This window comes from Micromonospora sp. MGP-C2, assembly GCF_057766525.1.
The window spans coordinates 4,929,705-4,949,911 of sequence record NZ_JBYMEN010000002.1 but is presented as its reverse complement, the minus strand read 5'-3'; the positions used below and the strand labels follow the sequence as shown (position 1 = coordinate 4,949,911).

The 20,207-nt window shown below is 71.1% G+C and carries 23 protein-coding genes; 15 read left to right on the top strand and 8 right to left on the bottom strand.

Features of this window, described 5'->3' with window-relative positions:
- The first annotated feature begins 117 nt into the window (after window positions 1-117).
- The 4 genes from AC3CF1_RS22770 to AC3CF1_RS22755 are packed head-to-tail and all read left to right on the top strand — an operon-like array spanning window position 118 to window position 4,346.
- Window positions 118-936, top strand: coding sequence for a PaaX family transcriptional regulator (locus tag AC3CF1_RS22770; protein ID WP_088951363.1), 819 nt, complete (start codon window positions 118-120; stop codon window positions 934-936).
- A gap of 4 nt (window positions 937-940) precedes the next feature.
- Entirely contained in the window at window positions 941-1,732 is a 792-nt protein-coding gene (locus AC3CF1_RS22765) for an enoyl-CoA hydratase-related protein (protein WP_488451228.1), read from the top strand.
- 59 nt (window positions 1,733-1,791) lie between these two features.
- Window positions 1,792-3,090, top strand: coding sequence for a DUF1800 domain-containing protein (locus AC3CF1_RS22760; protein WP_488451227.1), 1,299 nt, complete (start codon window positions 1,792-1,794; stop codon window positions 3,088-3,090).
- A 14-nt stretch (window positions 3,091-3,104) separates the two neighbouring features.
- Window positions 3,105-4,346, top strand: a complete 1,242-nt coding sequence (locus AC3CF1_RS22755) for a DUF1501 domain-containing protein (RefSeq protein WP_355161255.1) — start codon at window positions 3,105-3,107, stop codon at window positions 4,344-4,346.
- 46 nt (window positions 4,347-4,392) lie between these two features.
- Here the strand turns inward: AC3CF1_RS22755 and AC3CF1_RS22750 are convergent, their stop codons facing one another.
- Complete coding sequence (locus tag AC3CF1_RS22750) at window positions 4,393-5,016, bottom strand: hypothetical protein (RefSeq protein ID WP_210795098.1); 624 nt, start codon at window positions 5,014-5,016, stop codon at window positions 4,393-4,395.
- Window positions 5,017-5,029: 13 nt separating this feature from the next.
- Window positions 5,030-5,611, bottom strand: a complete 582-nt coding sequence (locus tag AC3CF1_RS22745; protein ID WP_488451226.1) for a DNA-3-methyladenine glycosylase I — start codon at window positions 5,609-5,611, stop codon at window positions 5,030-5,032.
- A 137-nt stretch (window positions 5,612-5,748) separates the two neighbouring features.
- On the opposite strand from AC3CF1_RS22745, the gene AC3CF1_RS22740 reads away from it, so the two are divergent.
- A complete protein-coding gene (locus AC3CF1_RS22740) occupies window positions 5,749-6,642 on the top strand; it encodes a sterol desaturase family protein (RefSeq protein ID WP_099850283.1) in 894 nt (297 codons plus the stop codon).
- On the opposite strand, the gene AC3CF1_RS22735 is transcribed toward AC3CF1_RS22740, so the two are convergent.
- Together AC3CF1_RS22735 and AC3CF1_RS22730 are read right to left on the bottom strand one after the other, a co-directional pair.
- Window positions 6,587-7,084: an SRPBCC family protein gene (locus AC3CF1_RS22735; RefSeq protein WP_099850281.1), complete on the bottom strand. Its 498-nt coding sequence runs from the start codon at window positions 7,082-7,084 to the stop codon at window positions 6,587-6,589. The genes AC3CF1_RS22740 and AC3CF1_RS22735 overlap by 56 nt on opposite strands.
- The gene (locus tag AC3CF1_RS22730; RefSeq protein WP_488451225.1) at window positions 7,081-7,680 is read right to left on the bottom strand and encodes a DivIVA domain-containing protein; all 600 of its coding nucleotides are present in this window, start codon (window positions 7,678-7,680) and stop codon (window positions 7,081-7,083) included. Before AC3CF1_RS22730 ends, AC3CF1_RS22735 begins: the two co-directional genes overlap by 4 nt.
- Before the next feature lie 155 nt (window positions 7,681-7,835).
- Here AC3CF1_RS22730 and folP point away from each other — a divergent pair, with 155 nt between their 5' ends.
- Window positions 7,836-8,705: a dihydropteroate synthase gene (gene folP / locus AC3CF1_RS22725; RefSeq protein ID WP_488451224.1), complete on the top strand. Its 870-nt coding sequence runs from the start codon at window positions 7,836-7,838 to the stop codon at window positions 8,703-8,705.
- A 67-nt stretch (window positions 8,706-8,772) separates the two neighbouring features.
- Here the strand turns inward: folP and ndhC are convergent, their stop codons facing one another.
- Window positions 8,773-9,150: an NADH-quinone oxidoreductase subunit A gene (ndhC, locus tag AC3CF1_RS22720; RefSeq protein WP_488451223.1), complete on the bottom strand. Its 378-nt coding sequence runs from the start codon at window positions 9,148-9,150 to the stop codon at window positions 8,773-8,775.
- Window positions 9,151-9,279: 129 nt separating this feature from the next.
- Between ndhC and AC3CF1_RS22715 the strand changes: the two genes are divergently transcribed.
- From AC3CF1_RS22715 to AC3CF1_RS22705, 3 genes are all read left to right on the top strand, one after another.
- Window positions 9,280-10,710 carry a hypothetical protein gene (locus tag AC3CF1_RS22715; RefSeq protein ID WP_355161245.1) on the top strand — a complete coding sequence of 477 codons (1,431 nt, stop codon included), beginning with the start codon at window positions 9,280-9,282 and terminating at the stop codon, window positions 10,708-10,710.
- A gap of 295 nt (window positions 10,711-11,005) precedes the next feature.
- Window positions 11,006-12,853: a 2-oxoacid:acceptor oxidoreductase subunit alpha gene (locus tag AC3CF1_RS22710; protein ID WP_488451222.1), complete on the top strand. Its 1,848-nt coding sequence runs from the start codon at window positions 11,006-11,008 to the stop codon at window positions 12,851-12,853.
- Window positions 12,846-13,880: a 2-oxoacid:ferredoxin oxidoreductase subunit beta gene (locus tag AC3CF1_RS22705; protein WP_425737821.1), complete on the top strand. Its 1,035-nt coding sequence runs from the start codon at window positions 12,846-12,848 to the stop codon at window positions 13,878-13,880. Before AC3CF1_RS22710 ends, AC3CF1_RS22705 begins: the two co-directional genes overlap by 8 nt.
- Window positions 13,881-13,949: 69 nt before the next feature.
- On the opposite strand, the gene AC3CF1_RS22700 is transcribed toward AC3CF1_RS22705, so the two are convergent.
- Window positions 13,950-14,594 carry an FMN-dependent NADH-azoreductase gene (locus tag AC3CF1_RS22700; protein WP_327648540.1) on the bottom strand — a complete coding sequence of 215 codons (645 nt, stop codon included), beginning with the start codon at window positions 14,592-14,594 and terminating at the stop codon, window positions 13,950-13,952.
- A gap of 82 nt (window positions 14,595-14,676) precedes the next feature.
- Here AC3CF1_RS22700 and AC3CF1_RS22695 point away from each other — a divergent pair, with 82 nt between their 5' ends.
- A complete protein-coding gene (locus AC3CF1_RS22695) occupies window positions 14,677-15,156 on the top strand; it encodes a MarR family winged helix-turn-helix transcriptional regulator (RefSeq protein ID WP_185755183.1) in 480 nt (159 codons plus the stop codon).
- Window positions 15,157-15,173: 17 nt separating this feature from the next.
- Here AC3CF1_RS22695 and AC3CF1_RS22690 read toward each other — a convergent pair whose 3' ends face one another.
- Complete coding sequence (locus tag AC3CF1_RS22690) at window positions 15,174-16,187, bottom strand: potassium channel family protein (protein WP_088951350.1); 1,014 nt, start codon at window positions 16,185-16,187, stop codon at window positions 15,174-15,176.
- A 152-nt stretch (window positions 16,188-16,339) separates the two neighbouring features.
- Between AC3CF1_RS22690 and AC3CF1_RS22685 the strand changes: the two genes are divergently transcribed.
- From AC3CF1_RS22685 to AC3CF1_RS22670, 4 genes are all read left to right on the top strand, one after another.
- Window positions 16,340-16,837: a helix-turn-helix domain-containing protein gene (locus AC3CF1_RS22685; RefSeq protein WP_488451221.1), complete on the top strand. Its 498-nt coding sequence runs from the start codon at window positions 16,340-16,342 to the stop codon at window positions 16,835-16,837.
- Between the two features lie 134 nt (window positions 16,838-16,971).
- Window positions 16,972-17,571 (top strand): ClpP family protease, encoded by a 600-nt coding sequence (locus tag AC3CF1_RS22680; RefSeq protein ID WP_354983569.1) that lies wholly within the window; start codon window positions 16,972-16,974, stop codon window positions 17,569-17,571.
- A gap of 73 nt (window positions 17,572-17,644) precedes the next feature.
- Window positions 17,645-18,412, top strand: a complete 768-nt coding sequence (locus tag AC3CF1_RS22675) for a hypothetical protein (RefSeq protein WP_488451220.1) — start codon at window positions 17,645-17,647, stop codon at window positions 18,410-18,412.
- A gap of 131 nt (window positions 18,413-18,543) precedes the next feature.
- Window positions 18,544-18,894, top strand: coding sequence for a DoxX family protein (locus tag AC3CF1_RS22670; RefSeq protein ID WP_488451219.1), 351 nt, complete (start codon window positions 18,544-18,546; stop codon window positions 18,892-18,894).
- 184 nt (window positions 18,895-19,078) lie between these two features.
- On the opposite strand, the gene AC3CF1_RS22665 is transcribed toward AC3CF1_RS22670, so the two are convergent.
- Window positions 19,079-19,423 (bottom strand): nuclear transport factor 2 family protein, encoded by a 345-nt coding sequence (locus tag AC3CF1_RS22665; protein WP_488451218.1) that lies wholly within the window; start codon window positions 19,421-19,423, stop codon window positions 19,079-19,081.
- A 300-nt stretch (window positions 19,424-19,723) separates the two neighbouring features.
- Between AC3CF1_RS22665 and AC3CF1_RS22660 the strand changes: the two genes are divergently transcribed.
- Window positions 19,724-20,152 (top strand): DUF4259 domain-containing protein, encoded by a 429-nt coding sequence (locus AC3CF1_RS22660; RefSeq protein ID WP_354983565.1) that lies wholly within the window; start codon window positions 19,724-19,726, stop codon window positions 20,150-20,152.
- The last annotated feature ends 55 nt before the right edge of the window (window positions 20,153-20,207 follow it).

Below are 20,207 nucleotides of genomic sequence, written 5' to 3'. Positions count from 1 at the left end.
GTCACGGGGGTGTCGCCCAACGATTTTCCCTGATGAACACCGCCGGACCCAAACCGGAGCAGCATTGATGTAACAGCATCTAGCTTATCTTGAGAAGGCCTGTCACAATGTGCGGTCATGCAGGCACGGTCGGCACTCTTCGACCTGTACGGCGACCACCTCCGTCCGAGGGGTGGCCGTGCACCCGTTGCTGCCCTGGTCAAGCTGCTGGCGCCGCTGGGAATCGCACCGCCAGCCGTTCGCACCGCAGTGTCTCGGATGGTGCGCCAGGGCTGGCTGGAGCCACTCCGACTGGTCTCCGGACCGGGATATTCGATCACACCGAAAGCAGCCCGACGACTCGACGAGGCAGCGGCCCGGATCTACCGGACCGGCCGGGTCACCTGGGACGGCCGGTTCGATCTGCTGGTGCTGGAGGCCCCCGGCTCCCGACGGGACCGGCAGCGGCTCGCCTCCAACCTGAGCTTCCTCGGCTACGGCACCCTCGACGAGCAGACCTGGGTCGCCACCCGCCCCGCCGAGGACGTGGACCTCCTCCTCGCCGAGGCCGGCATCCGGTTCGAGCGGTTCACCGCCTCGCACTTCGCCGGCACCCCCGGCGCGATGGGTGTGGTCCGGCGGGCGTGGAACCTCACCGAGATCGGCCACGCCTACGAGCGGTTCGTCGCGGACCAGCGCCCGCTGCTCGCGGCGGTCACCGTGCGCAGCAGCGACGAGGAGGCGTACGCGACCCGGTTCCGGCTCGTGCACGCGTGGCGTACGTTCCTCTTCCAGGACCCGCAGCTGCCCCCGGCGCTGCTGCCCGAGCGCTGGCCCGGCACCGCCGCGGCCAGTTTCTTCGACCGGCACGCGGCACGTCTGCGTCCGGCCGCCGACCGGTACGTCGAACAGTGCCTCGACGCCGGCAACCGCCTCGTCCGACAGAAGGGTCGTTAGACACGTGACCGAGCCGCTGCTGGTCGACCGGACCGACGCCGTCGTCACCCTCACGCTGAACCGGCCGAACGCGATGAACGCGCTCGACGTGGCGCTCAAGGAGGCGCTGCGGGACGCCCTGGCGGAGTTGGAGACCGACCGGTCCTGCCGCGCGGTCGTGCTGGCCGGGGCGGGCGGATCGTTCAGCGCCGGCCAGGACCTGCGCGAGCACGTGTCGACGCTGGAGAACTCCGCCAGTGACCCGCTGGGCACCGTGCGGGCGCACTACAACCCGATCGCCGCCCGACTGGCCAACCTGCCCAAGCCGGTGGTCGCCGCGGTCCGTGGGATGGCCGCCGGGGCAGGCGCGTCGTTGGCGTTTCTCGCCGACATCCGCATCGGCGGGCCGACGACCAGTTTCCTGATGGCCTTCGCCAAGGTCGGCCTCGCCGCCGACACCGGCGCCTCCTGGACGCTGCCCCGACTGGTCGGCCACGCCAAGGCGGTGGAGCTGCTGATGCTGGCCGAGCCGGTCCGCGCCGAGGAGGCCTGCCGGCTGGGGCTGCTCAACCGGCTGACCGACGACGACGAGCAGGTGCTGCCGGCAGCACAGGAGTTGGCCGCCCGCCTCGCCGCCGGCCCCACCGTCGCGTACGGGGCGATCAAGCGGCAACTCTCCATCGCCGACGCCGGCACCCTCGCCGACGCCCTCGCGGCCGAGGCGCAGGCCCAGTCGATCTGCGGTGCCACCGCCGACCACAGGGAGGCCACGCTCGCCTTCGTCGCCAAGCAGAAACCGGTCTTCGAGGGACGCTGAACGCGATTCGGACGCCGCCCTTACCGTCCTCGAACACGGGCCACCTAGCGTCGGCCGGTATGAGCGATCGTGAAGCGGTGGCGCACCTGCTGCGCCGGGCCACCTTCGGGCCGACCGCGGACGAGGTGGACGCGGCCGAGCGGGCCGGCCCGGCGGCGACGCTGGACAGGCTGCTCGCCCCCGGTCGGGCCGACCGTGGTGCGGCGGCCACCCCACCGCCGGCGCTGGCCGGGGACCCGTACGCCCGGCTGACCGGCGAATCCACCCGGGAGCAGCGGCAGCAGGCCAACACGGAGCGCCGTGAGCAGCTCCAGCAGGTCACCGGGTGGTGGCTGGACCGGATGGTGGCCGCCGAGGACGGGCTGACCGAGAAGCTGCTCTTCTTCTGGCACGGGCACTGGGCGACCAGCGCTCAGAAGGTCAAGTCCGCGCGGACGATGCTGGGTCAGTTGGAGACGCTGCGCCGCCACGGACGGGGTCCGCTGGGCCCGCTGGTCGCGGCGATGGTGCGCGACCCCGCCCTGATCATCTGGCTGGACGGGCAGAAGAACACCCGCAAGGCACCGAACGAGAACCTGGCCCGCGAGCTGATGGAGCTGTTCACCCTCGGCATCGGCAACTACACCGAGGCGGACGTGAAGGCCGGCGCGCGCGCCCTGACGGGCTGGGTGGTCGACCGGCGTACCGGTGTCGCCCGGTTCGAGGCCAGGCGGCACGACCCCGGCGAGAAGACCATCCTCGGGCAGAGCGGCCGGTTCGACGCCGAGGCGTACGCCGGGCTGCTGGCCGCCCAACCCGCGGCGGCGACCTTCGTGGCCGGGCGGCTCTGGTTCCGCTACGCGGGCACCGAGGTGCCGGCACCGGACAGCCTGGCCGGCGCGGACACCGCCGCGACCCTGCGCGCGCTCTTCTCCACGCCGGCCTTCGCCCAGTCCCGGGGCACGCTGGTCAAGCAGCCGGTGGAGTGGCTGGTCGGTGCGCTACGCCAGCTCGGCATCCGGCCCTCCGCCCTGCCCGAGCAGCAACGCAAACAACTGCTGGCCGGTCTGAACGCCCTGGACCAGGTGCCGCTGCGACCGCCCAGCGTGGGCGGCTGGCCCGCCGGGGCGGCCTGGCTGACCACGTCGTCGTTGCAGGCCCGTCTGCGCACTGCCGGGATGCTCGCCGCCGCAACGGCACCAGCGGTGCTGGCCCGGCTCACCTCCGCACCCACCGCCGGCCGACCGGACGCACTGGCCCGACTGCTGGTGGTCGACGGCTGGAGCGCGCGCACCCGTGCCGCCCTCACGCCGCTGGCCGACGAGCCCCGCAAGTTGCTGGCCGCCGGCCTGGTCAGCCCCGAATACACAGTCAGCTGAGCGGAGGAGTCGACATGGACACCCTGACCCGACGCAGGTTCCTGCTGACCAGCGGGGTGGTCGGCGCGGGCGCGCTGGCCGCCGGAGCCGGCGCGTACAGCCTGCGGGACCTGTTGGACACCAGCGGGGACCGCGATCCGCAGACCCGCACGCTGGTGCTGGTGACCCTCTACGGCGGCAACGACGGGCTCAACACGGTCATCCCGTACGGCGACCCGGCCTACCGGGCGGCCCGCCCCGAGCTGGCGTACCCGGACGGGGAGGTGCTGCGGCTGGACGACGACTTCGGTCTCAACCCGGCGCTGGCCGGCCTGCACCGGCGCTGGTCCGGCGGCGGGCTGGCGATCGTGCGCGGGGTCGGCTACCCGAAGCCGGATCGCAGCCACTTCCGGTCGATGGACATCTGGCACACCGCGCAGCCGGACCGGCCGGGCAACACCGGGTGGCTGGGCCGTTGGCTGGACTCCGCCGGCGGCGACCCCCGGCTGGCGGTCTCCTTCGAGCCGGCGCTGCCGCCGCTGCTGGCCGGGGCGCAGAGTGCCGGCGCCGCCGTGCCGGTGACCGAACGGAAGACCGCCAAGGGCCTGTCCGCGGAGACGCTGGCCGCCCTCGCCGCCGCCCAGGCCGGTGAGTCGGCGGCCCGGAGCCGGGCCGCCGCCTGCTTCGCCGACCTGCGGTCGGTGGACGAGATGATCCGCCAGGTACGCGACGCCGCCGACCCGGACACGGCGGACCCGGACGGCGAGCAGGCACCCGCCACGGCGACGGGCGGGGCACGGACCCCGCTGGATGCGCAGCTGGACCTGGTCGCGCAGTGCGTCGAGGCGGGAGTGTCCACGCGGGCGTTCTCGGTGTCGCTCGGTGGCTTCGACACGCACGCGGACGAGAAGCAGTTGCAGGCCGTCCTGCTGGGCCAACTGGACCGCGCGTTGACCGGGTTCGCCGACCGGATGAGCCGCACCGAGGCGGGTCGGAAGGTGGTGGTGGCGGTCTACTCCGAGTTCGGCCGGCGCGTACGGGCGAACGCCTCGGACGGCACCGACCACGGCACAGCCTCGGACGTGCTGCTGCTCGGCGCGGGCGTACGCGGCGGTTGGCACGGAGCGGCGCCGAGCCTCACCGACCTCGACGACGGCGACCTGAAGTTCACCACCGACTTCCGGGACGTCTACGCCACCCTGCTGGAACGGGTGCTGGACACCGACCCGGGCCCGATCCTCGCCGACTGGCGGGGCCGAGTGGACAAACTGTTTTAGGGCGTGTTTCGGAAGTGCTGGCCGGCCGACACTCCCGAAACACGCCCTAGTCGTCCTCTTCCGGGTCCTGATTGGCCTCTGCGCCCAGCACGAACGCCTGCATGGCCAGCTCGTCACCGGCCGGCGACACGAAGGCGGGCAGCTCGCGGGGGCCCAGCTCCTGCACGTAGGACCAGAACAGCCGGACCGCCTCGGCCGGCGTGGCCGCCTCGATGGGCAGGTCGAGGCTGACCAGCCAGGTGCGCCGCGCCGGGGGCGGGCCGAGCTGGTCGGCCAGCGCCCGGAAGGCCGCCGGCTCCAGCGCGGTGACCGGCCCGTCGAGCGTCAGCAGGTCGGCCGGCGCCGGCTCGTCGAAGGCCCTACGGGTGTACGCCACGACGAGCGTCCCCGGCTCGACGTCGGACTGCGGGTCATCCGGGTCTTCCCGGTGGCGCTGACCCGTCGCGGCGACCCGGCCGAGCGCCACCAGCCGTGGCGGCGCGTCGACCAGCACCGCCACCTGGTCTCCCGGGCCCGGTCGGACGACGCCGGTCAGACCGGTCAGCTCCAGCGTGTCGTGGTGCACGAGCCGCTCGGCTTCGTACCGTTCGGCTGGCAGCAGCACGGCCCAGGTGCCCACCCCGTCGGCACGGCCGGGGCCACCGGCCCGGTACGCGGTCTCGGTCGTCATGCCTGTCATCTCATCATGTCGCCGATGGGAGGGTGACGTGACAGCCGACGATGTGATCGTCGACCATGCCGGTGGCCTGCATCAGCGCGTACGCGGTGGTCGGGCCCACGAACCGGAAGCCGCGCTTCTTGAGCGCCTTGGCCATCGCCGTCGACTCTCCAGTGATCGGCGCCAGCTCGGCGAACGAGGCGGGACGGGCCGGCCGGCGCTCCGGAGCGAAGGACCAGAGCAGCGCGGACAGCCCCTCCGGCAGCTCCAGTGCGGCGCGGGCGTTGGCGATCGCCGCCTCGATCTTGGCCCGGTTACGGACGATGCCCGCGTCGGCCAGCAGCCGGGTCACGTCGGCATCGCCGTATGCGGCGACGGTCGGGAGGTGGAACTCGTCGAAGGCCAGCCGGAACGCCGGGCGCTTGCGCAGGATGGTCAACCAGGACAGGCCTGACTGGAACGCCTCCAGCGTCATCCGCTCGTAGAGCGCGTCGTCGCCGCGCACCGGCCGCCCCCACTCGGTGTCGTGGTAGACGGCGTAGTCGGGGGTGCTCGACCCCCACGCGCAGCGCGCCAGGCCGTCGGCGCCGATCACCAGGTCTGTCACCTCGTACACGCTAGGGCATCGCACCGACACCCCATTGCCACCGGGCGTTGGGCTGCCTAAGGTGCTGGTTACCGACCGGTAGCTCGGGGTCACCCAGCGGTGCGCCCCGACCGGCGACGGCGAGCGGAGGCCGCGCGATGAAAGAATTCCCGGACGTCATCGCCTGGTCGATCCCGGCCTTCGTGCTGCTCATCGTGCTGGAGCGGGTCTCCTACCTGCTGCACCGAGACGACGACGAGGTCGGCTACGGCGGCGCCGACACCGCGACCAGCCTGGCGATGGGCCTGGGCAGCATCTTCACCGACCTGCTCTGGAAGGTGCCGATCGCCGCCGCGTACGCGCTGCTCTACGCGCTCACCCCGCTGCGGGTGGCCGAGGTCTGGTGGACCTGGCCACTGATCCTGCTCGCGCAGGACTTCTTCTACTACTGGTCCCATCGCGGCCACCACGTGATCCGGATCCTCTGGGCCTCGCACGTGGTGCACCACTCATCGCAGCGGTTCAACCTCTCCACGGCGCTGCGCCAACCGTGGACCGGGCTGACCAGTTGGGTCTTCTACATCCCGCTGATCCTCATCGGCGTACACCCGGCGGTGGTCGCGTTCTGCGGCTCGGTCAACCTGCTCTACCAGTTCTGGATCCACACCGAACGCATCGACCGCATGCCACGCTGGTACGAGGCGGTGTTCAACACCCCGTCGCACCACCGGGTGCACCACGCCTCCCAGGGCGGCTACCTGGACCGCAACTTCGGCGGCATCCTGATCGTCTGGGACCGGCTCTTCGGCTCGTTCGCCGCCGAGCGGGAGCGCTGCGTGTACGGCCTCACCAAGAACGTCGGCAGCTACAACCCTGTCCGGGTGGCCTTCCACGAGTACGCGTCGATCGCCCGGGACCTCCGCGCCGCAGCGACCTGGCGGCATCGGGTCGGGCACCTCTTCCGAGCGCCGGGCTGGCAGCCGGCACCGGGCGCGGTCAGGGCAGTTGGCCCTGCTCGACCAGACGGGCGAACCTCTTCAGCGCCTGGGTGAGGCCGAGCTTGGAGCCGGGCCAGAGCAGCGGCCAGGCCAGTCGACCGGCCCGGCCGCCCGGCAGGTGGAACCACTCGTGCCAGACGACCTGGGTGCGGGCCCGGCCCAGCTGGGTGCAGCGCAGCACGCCCGGGCCGCGCAGCAACTGACCGTGGTGCACGACGCCGATCTCGTACGGTTCGTCGACCCGCACCACCCGCATCTCGTCGCGCAGTGTGGCCCGGCCGACCGCGGTCACCGCCTCGATCCGGCTGCCCTCGCGCCCGTCACCCTCGACCACCCGGACACGGGTGAACGGGATCCAGTCGGACTGGCGCTCCCAGGCGAGCAGCGCGGCGAAGACCTGCTCCGCCGGGGCGTCGACGATCACCGTGGCGGTCACCTCGCCGGCGCCGGGTTGGGCTGCCTCCCGAAGGTCGTCAGCGCCTCCCGGGTCGGTCACGCCGACTCCGACCGGACCACCACGTCGCGCTGCCCGGTGCCGTCGGCGGACGCGCCGTCGGTCTGCTCACGATCGGCCGGCTCGCTGTCGACCGGCGGCTCGCCGTCGAGCGGGGCCACACCGTCGGAATCCGCCGGAGACGACGTGGCGGCGGGCAGCGGGTCGGCGTCGGAACCCACGACATCGGTCGATGACGTGTTGTCGTCCGGGTTGGCCACGTCCGCGTTCGTCGCCTTGCTGGCGGACTGCTCACGGGCCTGGCGCAGCGCCTCCGCGTCGTCGGTGCGGCCTTCACGCAACGCGGTGACCTCCGCCTCCAGAACGCCGATCAGCTCGGACTTGTAGCCGATGTCGTAGGCGGCGCGGCGCATCGCCTGATCGACCTGGGCCATCCGGTACCCGCGCAACCCGGTGTCGAAACGGACCGCCCCCACGTCGGATTCGCGCAGCGGACGGGTGCCCGGCAACGCCACGGCCTGGGAGTCCGGTTCGGTGGGCACCAGGCCGGGATCGCGGCCGCTGACCAGCACCGTAACGCCGAATATCACCGCCGCGACGGTCAATGCCACGACCAGAAGGAGCAGAAGCTGACCCATGTACTGATCGTGGCATGGCAGCCGGCCAGGAGCGACCCCGCCACCCGTTCCGATCATGATCGGTGCGGACTCCCGCCCACGGTTCTCCTCCGTCGACCGACTAGCGTCGGGACCGGCCGACGCGGCGGCGACGGCGCGGACTCTCAGGAGGCGGCATGGCGGGGGCGCTTCGGCTGGGTGGGCGCACGTTCGCCCCCGGCGAGCTGGTGGTGATGGCGATCATCAACCGCACGCCGGACTCGTTCTTCGACCGGGGGGCCACCTTCGCCGCCGACGGCGCCCTGCGCGCGGTGGAGCGGGCGGTGGCCGAGGGCGCGGCCATCATCGACATCGGCGGGGTCAAGGCCGGCCCCGGCGCGGACGTGGGCGCCGCCGAGGAGATCCGGCGCACGGTGGACACCATCGCCGCCGTCCGGGCCGCGTTCCCGGAGGTGGTCATCTCCATCGACACCTGGCGCGCCGAGGTGGCCACGGAGGCCGTGGCGGCCGGCGCCGACCTGCTCAACGACACCTGGTCGGGTGCCGACCCGGCGCTGGCCCGGGTGGCCGCGCAGACCGGCGCGGGCCTGGTCTGTTCGCACGCCGGCGGCCTGGTCCCCCGGACCAGGCCACACCGGGCCGCCTTCGACGACGTGGTCGCCGACGTGGTGGCGACGGTGACCGGTCTCGCCGAGCGCGCGGTGGCGGCAGGGGTACGCCCCGACGGCATCCTCATCGACCCGGCACACGACTTCGGCAAGAACACCCGGCATTCCCTGGAGATCACCCGCCGACTGGACGAGCTGACCTCGACCGGCTGGCCGGTGCTGGTGGCGCTCTCCAACAAGGACTTCGTCGGCGAGACGCTGGACCTGCCGGTGGCCGAACGGCTGGAGGGGACGCTGGCCGCGACGGCGGTGTCGGCCTGGCTGGGCGCCCGGGTCTTCCGGGCCCACCAGGTCGGCCCCACCCGCCGGGTGCTGGACATGGTGGCCTCGATCCGGGGTGACCGCCCGCCGGCAGCGACCCGCCGAGGGCTGGCCTGACCGGTCGTCGCCGTAACCGACCGCTAACGGCCGGGCGGGCCGACACGATCGCCGGAGGTCGTGACGCTCAGGTCCAGCCGAGGATGTTCCTGCGCCAGGCATAGAGGATGCCGAGCGCGAGCACCGCCACGAACACCGCCATCTCCACCACCGTCACCAGGCCGAAGCCCGGCCGGTCGAAGACCACCGCCCAGGGGAAGAGGAACACCGCCTCGACCGCGAACAGCACGTACAGGTACGCGTACACGTAGTAGCGGATCTGCATCTGCGCCCAGTCCGCGCCGACCGGGTCGAGACCGCACTCGTAGCTGGTCCGCTTGCCGGGCGGGTCGGCCGGACGCGCGGGACGTAACACCCGGTTGGCCGAGAACGCCGTAACGAAGAACAGGACGCTGGCGAGCAGTAAGAGCCCGAGCGTCGCGTACGAGCCCAGGTATCCGGTCACAGTTCGGGAGCCTACCGTCCGGCCGGAGGCGTCGTCCCAAACACGTTACGAATTTGTTTCCGGACGGGACTAGTGCACCAGGGCAACTGTTACCGAATACTGGACCCCCACCCACGGCACGGAGGACAGATGGCCCGCGTGAAGGCATTGCCCGGTCTCCGGGCGGAGGTGCGACGTACCGCGCCCTCGCTGGCGGCCGCGCTCGCGCTCGGCCTGCTCACGGCGCTCGCCGTGGGACCGACCGGAGCCAACGCGGCGACGCCGGAGCCCGAGCCGGTCGTGATGGTGACCGACCCGGTCAGCGAACCGGAGACCACCGCGTCGCAGGATCCGACCCCGACCGAGGAGCCGACGGATCCGGTGCCCACCGACCCGGCACCGGAGACCACCGCACCCGCGCCGGAGACGACGCCACCGCCACCGGTGACCACCGCCCCGGAGGTGCCTCCGGCACCGACCACCACCGCGCCCGCGCCCGGCGGACCACCGACGGCGGTGCCCCCGATCGCGCCGCCACCCCCGGTCCCGCCGGTCCGCCCGCCTCCCCCAGGCTCGGCGGCGCCGCCGCCGAGCCCGTTGGGCGTCCAGGTCACCACCCAGGACGTCACCCTCACCGAGGCCTACTGGAACGCCGCCAGCACGGCCACCACGTTGCAGGTCACCGTCAACAACACGGGCACGACCGCGCAGCGGATCCGGCTCTCGTACACGCTGCCGGCCGGGCTGACCGACGTCGGCACGAAGGGCTGCACCGCCGCCGGTGACGGCACGTACCGCTGTGGGGCCTGGACAGCCGAGGCGGGCGTACGCTTCAGCGCCCTGCTCCGCCTGCGGGTCGACGGCAGCGCGTGGAAGCAGATGCCGCTCGCCGGCTCCGTCCAGGTCGTCGCGGACGCGCCGGGAGTGCCCGGGGAAGCAAAGGACGACCAGGGCTTCGCGGTGCTCTTCCCGCCCGGCCCGCCGGCGGCCGGGATCGCTCTCGCCGCCGACGAGGTGGCCTTCGACATCAGCGGCACCGCCAGCACCCTCGCGCTCCGACTGGGCAACACCGGCGCGGTGGACGCCACCGGCCGGGTCGAGGTCGTGCTGCCACCCGGGGTGACCGTTCCGACTCCGCCGCCCGGCTGCGTGACAGTCGACCCGACCCGGACCCGCTGCGACGCGGGCCTGGTGGCGGCGGGTAAGACCGCCGAGTTGCGGCTGCCGGTGGAGGCGACGCCGGAGGCCCAGCGGGGTGCACCGCTGTCCGGTGCCCTGATCGGTCAACTCGACCCACGCAGCGGCGCGACCCGGCAACTCCAGATGAGCTTCCGGATCACCGCTGCGGCCGCGCTGGCCACACCGGTGGTCTCACCGCCCGCACCGACCGGTTCCCAGGGCGTACTCCCCGGGGGTGCTGCCAACGGCGACGGCGGGATGACCTCGGTGCAGCGCACCGCGATCATCCTGATCGTGGTCTCCACGCTGCTGGTGGTGCTCGCCCTCACCCTGGCCACTGTCTCGCTGCGCCGCCGCCTCAACGGCCCGGCGCCCGGGCCCGCGCCCAACCCGGTCGAGTGATCACCACGGCGACCCCGCCGCACCCCGTCGGGGTCGCCGTGGTGATCCAGTGGTGATCTGAATTACGGCGGGCGGGGCGTAACACCGCAAACCGGGGCAATCCGCAGCGGTTAGGGGTCCCAGTCGGCGGACCTCCGGGGATGGTTAGGGCTCCCTTAGACGTAGGCTCTCAGGTGAGGTACGACAGCGGCCGGACCAGCCTGGGGCGGTGCGGTGACACGTTGCGTCAAGGAGGTTCCGTGGCCGGGCATGGCGAGTTTCTGCGAGCCCCGCAGTCGCGAACGAAGGTGGCACAGTGACCAAGCAGATCCGTCAGCTCGACCGGGTGGTCATCCGATTCGCCGGTGACTCCGGCGACGGCATGCAGCTGACCGGCGACCGGTTCACCTCGGAGACGGCGCAGCTCGGCAACGACATCTCCACGCTGCCAAACTTCCCCGCCGAGATCCGGGCTCCCGCCGGCACCCTGCCCGGTGTGTCGAGCTTCCAGGTGCACTTCGCCGACTACGACATCCTCACACCGGGCGACGCGCCGAACGTGCTGGTGGCGATGAACCCGGCGGCCCTCAAGGCCAACCTGGCCGATCTGCCGCGCGGCGCGGACATCATCGTCAACACCGACGAGTTCACCAAGCGCAACCTCGCCAAGGTCGGCTACCAGGCCAGCCCTCTGGACGACGACTCGCTGGCCGGCTACGTCGTGCACCCGGTGGCGCTGACCTCGATGACGGTCGGTGCGCTCGCCGCGTACCAGGTGTCCAAGAAGGACGCCGAGCGGTCGAAGAACATGTTCGCCCTCGGCCTGCTCTCCTGGATGTACTCCCGGCCCTTCAAGTCGACGCTGCGCTTCCTGGAGCGCAAGTTCGCGGCCCGTCCGGAGCTGGTCGCGGCGAACGTCGCCGCCTTCAAGGCCGGCTGGAACTTCGGCGAGACGACCGAGGACTTCGCGGTCCGCTACGAGGTCAAGCCGGCGAAGATGAAGCCGGGCACCTACCGCAACATCACCGGCAACGCGGCGCTCTCGCTGGGGCTGGTCGCCGCCGGGGTCCGGTCCGGGCTGCCGGTCTTCCTCGGCGCATACCCGATCACGCCCGCCTCCGACATCCTGCACGAGCTGAGCAAGCACAAGCGCTTCGGCGTTCTCACAGTGCAGGCCGAGGACGAGATCGCCGCTGTCGGCGCCGCGCTGGGTGCGTCGTACGGCGGCTCGCTCGGCGTGACCACCACCAGCGGCCCCGGTGTGGCGCTCAAGAGCGAGACGATCTCGCTCGCGGTGGCGCTGGAGCTGCCGCTGGTGATCGTGGACGTGCAGCGCGCCGGCCCGTCGACCGGCATGCCGACCAAGACCGAGCAGGCCGACCTCAACATGGCGCTCTACGGCCGGCACGGCGAGGCGCCCGTCGCGGTGATCGCGCCCCGGTCACCGTCGGACTGCTTCTTCGCGGCGCTGGAGGCGGCCCGGATCGCGCTGACCTACCGCACTCCGGTGATCCTGCTGTCCGACAACTACGTCGCCAACGGTTCGGAGCCGTGGCTGCTGCCCGACGTGGAGTCGCTGCCAGACCTGCGGGTCGAGTTCGCCACCAAGCCCAACGGCGACGACGGCACCACCTTCCTGCCCTACCTGCGCGACCCGGAGACCCTGGCCCGCCCGTGGGCGATCCCCGGCACCGCCGGGCTGGAGCACCGGATCGGCGGCCTGGAGAAGGCCGACAAGACCGGCGACATCTCGTACGACCCGGCCAACCACGACTTCATGGTGCGGACCCGGGCGGCCCGGATCGAGACGATTCCGGTGCCCGACATCGAGGTGGAGGACCCGGACGGCGACGCCCGGGTGCTGGTCCTCGGCTGGGGCTCGACGTACGGGCCGATCGGCGCGGCCTGCCGCGGGGTGCGCCAGCGTGGGCTGTCCATCGCCCAGGCACACCTGCGGCACCTCGCCCCGATGCCGGCCAACCTCGGTGAGGTGCTGCGCTCGTACGACAAGGTGGTCATCCCGGAGATGAACCTGGGTCAGCTCGCCCACGTCATCCGGGCGCGCTACCTGGTCGACGCGATCAGCTACAACCAGGTCCGCGGCCTGCCGTTCACGGCCGCCGAGCTGGAGACGACGCTGGAAGAGGTCCTGAAGAATGTCTGAGCCCGTCGCCCTCAAGCTCACCGCGAAGGACTTCAAGTCCGACCAGGAGGTGCGCTGGTGCCCCGGCTGCGGTGACTACGCGATCCTGGCGGCCATCCAGCAGTTCATGCCGGAGCTGAACATCCCCCGGGAGCGCACGGTCTTCGTCTCCGGGATCGGCTGCTCGTCGCGCTTCCCGTACTACATGAACACGTACGGGATGCACTCGATCCACGGCCGCGCCCCGGCGATCGCGACCGGCCTGTCGGTGTCCCGGCCGGACCTGTCGGTCTGGGTGGTCACCGGCGACGGCGACGCGCTCTCCATCGGCGGCAACCACCTGATCCACGCGTTGCGGCGCAACGTCAACCTCAAGATCCTGCTGTTCAACAACCGGATCTACGGTCTGACCAAGGGCCAGTATTCGCCCACCTCCGAGGTCGGCAAGGTCACCAAGTCGACCCCGGCAGGCTCGGCGGACGCCCCGTTCAACCCGCTCTCGCTCGCGCTCGGCGCGGAGGCCAGCTTCGTCGGCCGGACCATCGACTCGGACCGAAAGCACCTCCAGTCGGTGCTGCGGGCCGCCGCCGAGCACGAGGGTTCGGCGTTCGTGGAGATCTACCAGAACTGCAACATCTTCAACGATGGGGCGTTCGAGCAGCTCAAGGACCCGTCCACGCGGGACGACTACCTGATCCGCCTGGAGCACGGGCAGCCGATCACCTTCGGCGCCGACGGGCAGTTCTGCGTGGTGCACCCTCCGGGTGGCTTCGGCCTGGAGGTCCGGGAGACCAGCTCGGTCCGCCCGGAGGAGATCGTCGTGCACGACGCGACGGTGACCGACCCGGCGTACGCGTTCGCGCTGTCCCGGCTGCCCGGTCTCGACCTACGCAACACCCCGATCGGTGTGTTCCGCTCGGTGGACCGGCCGTCCTACGACAGCGTGGTGCAGAGTCAGCTCGCGGCCGCCAAGGCGACTGTCACCGAGACCCCCGAGCAGCAGCTCGCCGGCCTGCTGGGCAGTGGCGACACATGGACCATCCTCTGACCCGTACGGCATGACGAACGGCCGTCCCCGTTTCGGGGGCGGCCGTTCGTCATGCTCGGCGCAGGTTGTTCAGCGCTGGGCGGAGGCCGGCACCCAGAGGTTGTCGATCTCCTTCTCGGCCGCCGCGAGGCTGGCCTCGTGCAGCGGGATCAGCTCGGCCATCGCCGGCACCGAGGGCGCCAGGGTCAGCTCGGCATGAATGAAGCGCGGCTCCAGGCCGGTCATCGACAGGCCGTGCGGGAGCCACTGCTCCGCGTGGTCCCAGCCGTGGCGCGGGGTGCCCTCGCCGTAGCCGCCACCCCGGCTGGCCAGCACCACGAACTCGCGTCCACCGAGCAGGCCCTCCTGCGTCGTCGGGTCGTAGGTGAGGCCGGCGACGATCAGGTGATCGACCCAGGACTTGACGCTGCTGGGCGCGCCGTAGTTGTAGAGCGGCAGGCCGAGCAGCACCACGTCGGCCCGCTTCACCTCGTCGACCAGCCGCTCGCTGAGCTCCCAGGACTCGCGCTGGGCCGGGGTGTGCTGGTCCGGCGGCGTCATCCGAGCCAGCCCGCCGTCCGCGTCCAGGTGCGGCAGCGGCTCGGCGCCGAGGTCCCGGTAGTCCACCGTGCCGTCCGGGTGGGCCGCACGCCATGCGGCGACCGCGCGGGCGGTGAGCCGCCGGCTGATCGACCACTCACCGCGGATGCTCGAGTCAATATGCAGAAGATGCATGGTTCCCCCTCCAGGGATCGTCTGTGTAGCGCCAACTATTTATAGCAGGCAGATGTTCCAATCACTCGGTAGACTGGGTCACATGTCGGCCCTGGCCCCAGATCCCTCGGAGCACCGTTCGGGCGCGCTCCTGGACCACCTGGCCCGGCGGATGCGACTGCGGTCGGAGTCGGTGCTGGCGCCACTGGGCCTGCGGCCACGGCACCTGGTCGCGCTCACCGTGTTGCGGGACGGCGGCGGCAGCAGTCAGCAGGCGCTCGCCAGCACCCTGGAAATGGACAGCACGAACATCGTCGGGCTGCTCAACGACCTGGAAGCGAAGCACCTGGTCGAGCGTCGACGCTCACCGGAGGACCGCCGACGGCACGTCGTCGAGTTGACCGAAGACGGTGCGAAACACCTCAAAGAGGCCGAATGCGCCCTGGCTGGCGCCGAGGACGAGGTGCTGACCGCACTGGGACCCGCCGAACGGGAGACGCTCTACGAACTGCTCCGGCGGGCCGTCTCCGCGACACCGGTGATCTGCACCGAGGCGCTCCGCGCCGACGTCGACAACTGCTGACGGCGGCGGCCGCAGGGTCAGGCGGTCGTCGCCGACTGCGGGCGGTCGTCGCGTACGTGCACCAGCATGTCGCCGGTCTCGATCACGGCACCGGCCCGGTCGGCCAGGCTGACCACCTTGCCCCGCCGCACCAGGGCGATCACCAGTGACTCCAGCTCGCGCGGCGAGCGACCCACCTCGCTCCGCTCGGCCGAGCGCATCGCCAACGCCATGCCCTGACCGGGAGTGAGCAGATCCTCCACCACGTCGATCAACGGCGGGGCCGAGGTGGACAAACCGAGAAGCCGGCCCGCGGTGGCCGAGGAGACGATCACGTGGTGCGCACCGCTCTGCTTGAGCAGCGGGGCGTTCTCCGCCTCCCGCGCCGCCGCGATGATCCGGACCTGCCCGGCGGTGAGCTGCCGCACCGTCAGCGCGACCAGCACCGAGGCGTCGTCGCTGTCGGTCGCGATGATCACGGCCTTCGCGTTCTTGACGTGCGCCTCGTTCAGCACCGACGACCGGGTCGCCGAGCCCTCGATCGCCACCAGCCCGGCGGAGGTGGCCTGCCGCAGGGCGGCGGCGCTGCGCTCCACCACCACGATCCGCGACCGGTCCAGACCGTTCTCCATCAGGGCGGAGACCGCGCTGCGCCCCTTGGTGCCGTAGCCGCAGATGATGACGTGGTCCTTCACGCTTCTCCTCCACCGCGACAGGCGACGGCCGGTCCGGTACTGCTCGGTCAGAACTTCCAGGGTGGTGCCGACCAGGATGATAAGGAAGATCACCCGGGCGGGAGTGATGAAGAGGACGTTGACCAGCCGGGCCGACGGCGCGGCCGGTGTGATGTCGCCGTAGCCGGTGGTGGAGAGCGACACGACCGCGTAGTAGAAGCAGTCGAGCAGGGTGAGGCCGTCCTCGTTGACGTCGCGGTAGCCGTCCCGGCCGATATAGACGGCGGCGACCACGGCGAAGACCAGGCCCAGTGCGGCGGCGAGCCGTAGGCTCAGCGCGCTCAGCGGGCCCCGGCGCTGCGCGGGGAAATGGATCACCGTCGAACCTGCCCCGCCACCGTCGCCTGCACGCCCACAACATAGCGGTTACGTCCCGCTTCGCACGTCCGGGTCGCTCGCGGACAACCTGGACGGCCCGGGACGGGCATGATGAGGGTGTTCCCGACGACGACCGCGAAAGTGAGGCCGGCATGTCGTTGCTGCGACGAGTCATCGGCGGAGTGCTACGCCGACACCGGCAGCGTCAGGGCCGCACGCTGCGCGAGGTGGCTGCATCGGCCGACGTCTCGGTGCCCTACCTCTCGGAGGTCGAGCGGGGCCGGAAGGAGGCCTCGTCGGAGGTGCTGGCGGCGATCTGCCGAGCGCTCGGCATCAGCCTCACCGACCTGCTCGGCGAGGCCCGCGACGATATGCGTCGGGTCGAGCCCCGCCTCCCGGCCGCGCCGCGCGCCGCGCTCACCCACCTGGAGCGGGTCGATGCGACCCGGCGCGAGATCGGCAACGCCACCCTGCTGGTGGGTCCACGTATCGGCGGGTTCGTCCTGCACCAGGGGCCGGTGGCGAGCGAGCCGGCCCTCACCGTCGCCGGAAAAGCCTCCGCTGGTGGCTCGCGCCCCGGTCCGCGTACCGCCGCCCTGGCTGACAGCGCACCGACCCGGCTGGGCCTGCGGCGGCTGACCGCCGCGTAGGCCGCGTGGGTTCTGCCGACGGCGGATCTGCCGGCGGCAGAATCACTGGGCTGGCCACCGCCGCCGCGCGCACGCTGAAGGCGCCGGTCCCCCGGGCGGTCCCATCGCCCGCCGGCACCGTGAGGCGGCGGCACATGATCGAGTACGGCGTACGGATGCTGGACGGCCCGCAGGCGTCCTTCGGTGACCAGGTGTTCGAGCGGCTGCTGCGCGAACGCATCGTCTTCCTCGGCACCGAGGTGACGGAGGAGTCGGCCAACCAGATCTGCGCGCAGATCCTGCTGCTCGCCGCCGAGGATGCCAAATCGGACATCTACCTCTACATCAACTCGCCGGGCGGGTCGGTCAGCGCGGGAATGGCGGTCTACGACACGATGCGCTACGTCCGCAACGACGTGGCCACCCTGGCGCTCGGCTTCGCCGGCTCGATGGGGCAGTTCCTGCTGTGCGCGGGGGCGGCCGGCAAGCGGTACGCGCTGCCGCACTCGCGGATCATGATGCACCAGCCCTCCGGTGGAATGGGCGGGACCGCCTCGGACATCACCATCCAGGCGGAGAACATGCTGCACGTGAAGCGGACGATGCAGGAGCTGACCGCCCAGCACAGCGGACGGACGCTGGACGAGATCCAGCGCGACTGGGACCGGGACCGCTGGTTCACCGCCGAGCAGGCCCGGGAGTACGGCCTCATCGACCAGGTGATCACCCGAGCCGAGCAGCTACCGGCGGCCTGAGCCACCCGCTGGCCTGGTCTCGGCGGCGGCACTCGGGCAATATCGGTAGCGCTCGCCCGTTAGGGTCACGTCTATGCGTCGACTGATCCCAGCCCTCTCGATTGCCCTCGCCGTGACCCTCGTCAGCGGCTGCGGCACCAATTCCGGCGACCCGGCGGCGTCATCGTCCTCCGCCGCGCCCGCAGCGTCCAAGGTCGAGCCGACCGCCGCCGTCAAGCAGGGCATGGACCGCAGCCTCGCCGGCCCGCTCACCATGGATGCCTCGGTCAAGGCCGGCAACCAGTCGATCACCATGAGCGGAAAGATGGACCCTGCCGCCCGCACGCTGCACTTGACCGGCAAGGCCCCGGAACCGATCGAGGCGCGGCTGATCGGCGATGCTGCCTACCTCAAGTCGGACTCGCTCGACGGCGAGAAGCCGTGGATGAAGATCGACCTCACCAAGCTCAGGCCGAACAGCTCCTTGCGCCAGTCCTTCGACCTGAAGTCGCAAACCGGCCTCATCGGCGGCGTCGTGTCCGCCCAGGAGGTGGGCAGCGGTCGGTACACCGGCGTCGCCGACCTGGAGAAGGCCGCCGAGGCGGCCAGCAGCGAAGCCGGGATGCGGGAGGGCCTCGAGTCGACCGCCAAGCTGGCGAAGGACCCGAAGGCGGTCCCGTTCGAGGCGACTCTCGACGCCGACGGGCGCCTCACCGCGCTCTCCTACACGATCGCCACCAAGAAGCTGGGTGACCTCGTCACCGAGATGCGCATGAGCGACTTCGGCAAGCCCGTCACGGTGGACGCGCCGCCCGCCAGCGACACCGAGGCGGCGTCCGAGGAGATGTACAAGTTCCTCTGACCGGTCGGCTGGTGGGCTGCGGTTTCCCGTAGCCCACCCGCCATTGTCTGTGCGTCAGCTCACAACGCCATCGGTAACAATCCGTTGGACCAGCCCGTCCTTGAGGCAGCACAAACCACAAGGGAGGGCACATGTACGCCGCTTATGTCACGGTCACCATCCTCGCCTCGGTCTTCACCGGAGTCGCCGCCGTCACCTACCTGATCGGCCACGACTACCCGAAGGCCCAGATGGACATGAAGCGCCTGCCACGGGCCTGGATGCCGAGGTTGGGCACGGCGTTGGCAGCCGGTGCGTTGGGGCTCCTGGCCGGGTTCGCCGTGCCACTACTGGGGACACTCGCCGCCGCCGGCCTGGTGTTGTACTTCGTCGGCGCGCTCATCGCGCACCTGCGGGTACGTTCCCGCCAGCTCGTGGGATGGGCGGTGTTCTTCTTCACCTCGGTGGCGGCGCTGGTCCTGAATCTGGCCCACCACTGGTGATCCACACACTGTGACGGCAAGCCCTGGCGAGCAGGTCGGCTGCATGGTTGCGCGGAGTAACAAGGGCCTGCGCAAGTCACGCAAGCCGATGTCCGTGGAGGAGCGGGCACAGGCGGAGCGGGACGCCCGGGGTGCGGTCTCCGACTTCCAGGACACGGCCTACCGGCAGGCGCGGGGAGCGGAACTAAGGCTTCGCCTGCGCCTTGGCCGAAAGGCCCCACAGCTCAACGATGCGATCATCTTCGTAGGTGAACATCTCCAGCATCGTCGCCGTCGAGCCATCGGCGAACCCGGCCATCTCGGTCCGAGTTGCCACGCGTTGGTCGTCCCCGACTAGATCCTTGAGGCTTACCTTCAGGGCGGGATGCTGGTCCCACATACGCTGCCAGGCGCGCTGCACGCACTCCCAGCCGCTGGCCTTCAATGGATGGCTGTAGAAGTTGCTGGCGAAAATGTCCTTGGCGGCCACTGCGTCTCGACGGTTAAAGGCTTCGTACATACGCTCTGCGATCTGACGTCCTTGATCCACAGCGCGAGTATGCCCCCGCCCCACGACATCATCAGCCATCCCGTATGCCGCCGACCCGCCCTCATGGGGAGCGGGCGGAGCGACGGACGCGCGCCCAAGCGGCGGCGCGCGGCCCGTTCAGGGCCGTCTTGAAGACGCACAGAAGCTTTGCACAACATCGCCGGCAGCCCGGTGTCCGGTCTCGGGACCTGCGTGACACATCGGTATCAGGACGTGCGTGACAGGGCTCTACGCTGCGCAGGATCTTGCGTAGTGCGCTCATCGACTTCGCCGGTGGCTGTCCCCTGACGAGAGGGTGACGTGGGCACGTTCGGAACCGGGCCGTTCAGCAGCGACGGCGCCCTCGACTTCCTCGAAGAACTCGCCGAACGGCCGCCAGAGCAGCACGTCGACGCGCTCCGGCACATGTTCACCTACGTCCTGGCCAACCGCGGCCTCCTGTGGCGGGGGTTCTTCCCTGACCAGGTCGTCGCTGCGGCAGCACTCGTGGCCGCCGCGCTTCCCGGCGGGTTGCACCTACAACACCGCCTGACGGAACTGTCGGACGGGACAGACTTAGCCCTGCTTCCCACGTCCGCGCTGGACCTCGCCGCCCCCGCACTGGAGGCGTTGCTCTTTGTCGCCGGCCTTGAAGGGCCATGGCACCAGGGGTGGACCACCGAAGCGGACAGGCTCGACGCGCAACGGAGCATCGACGACCTCGTTGCCATCCTTCGGGCGGCGATCTAGCCGGACGTGTCACCCAGGTCCCGCATATGGGCAGCTCAGATGGCGTTTCGGCTGC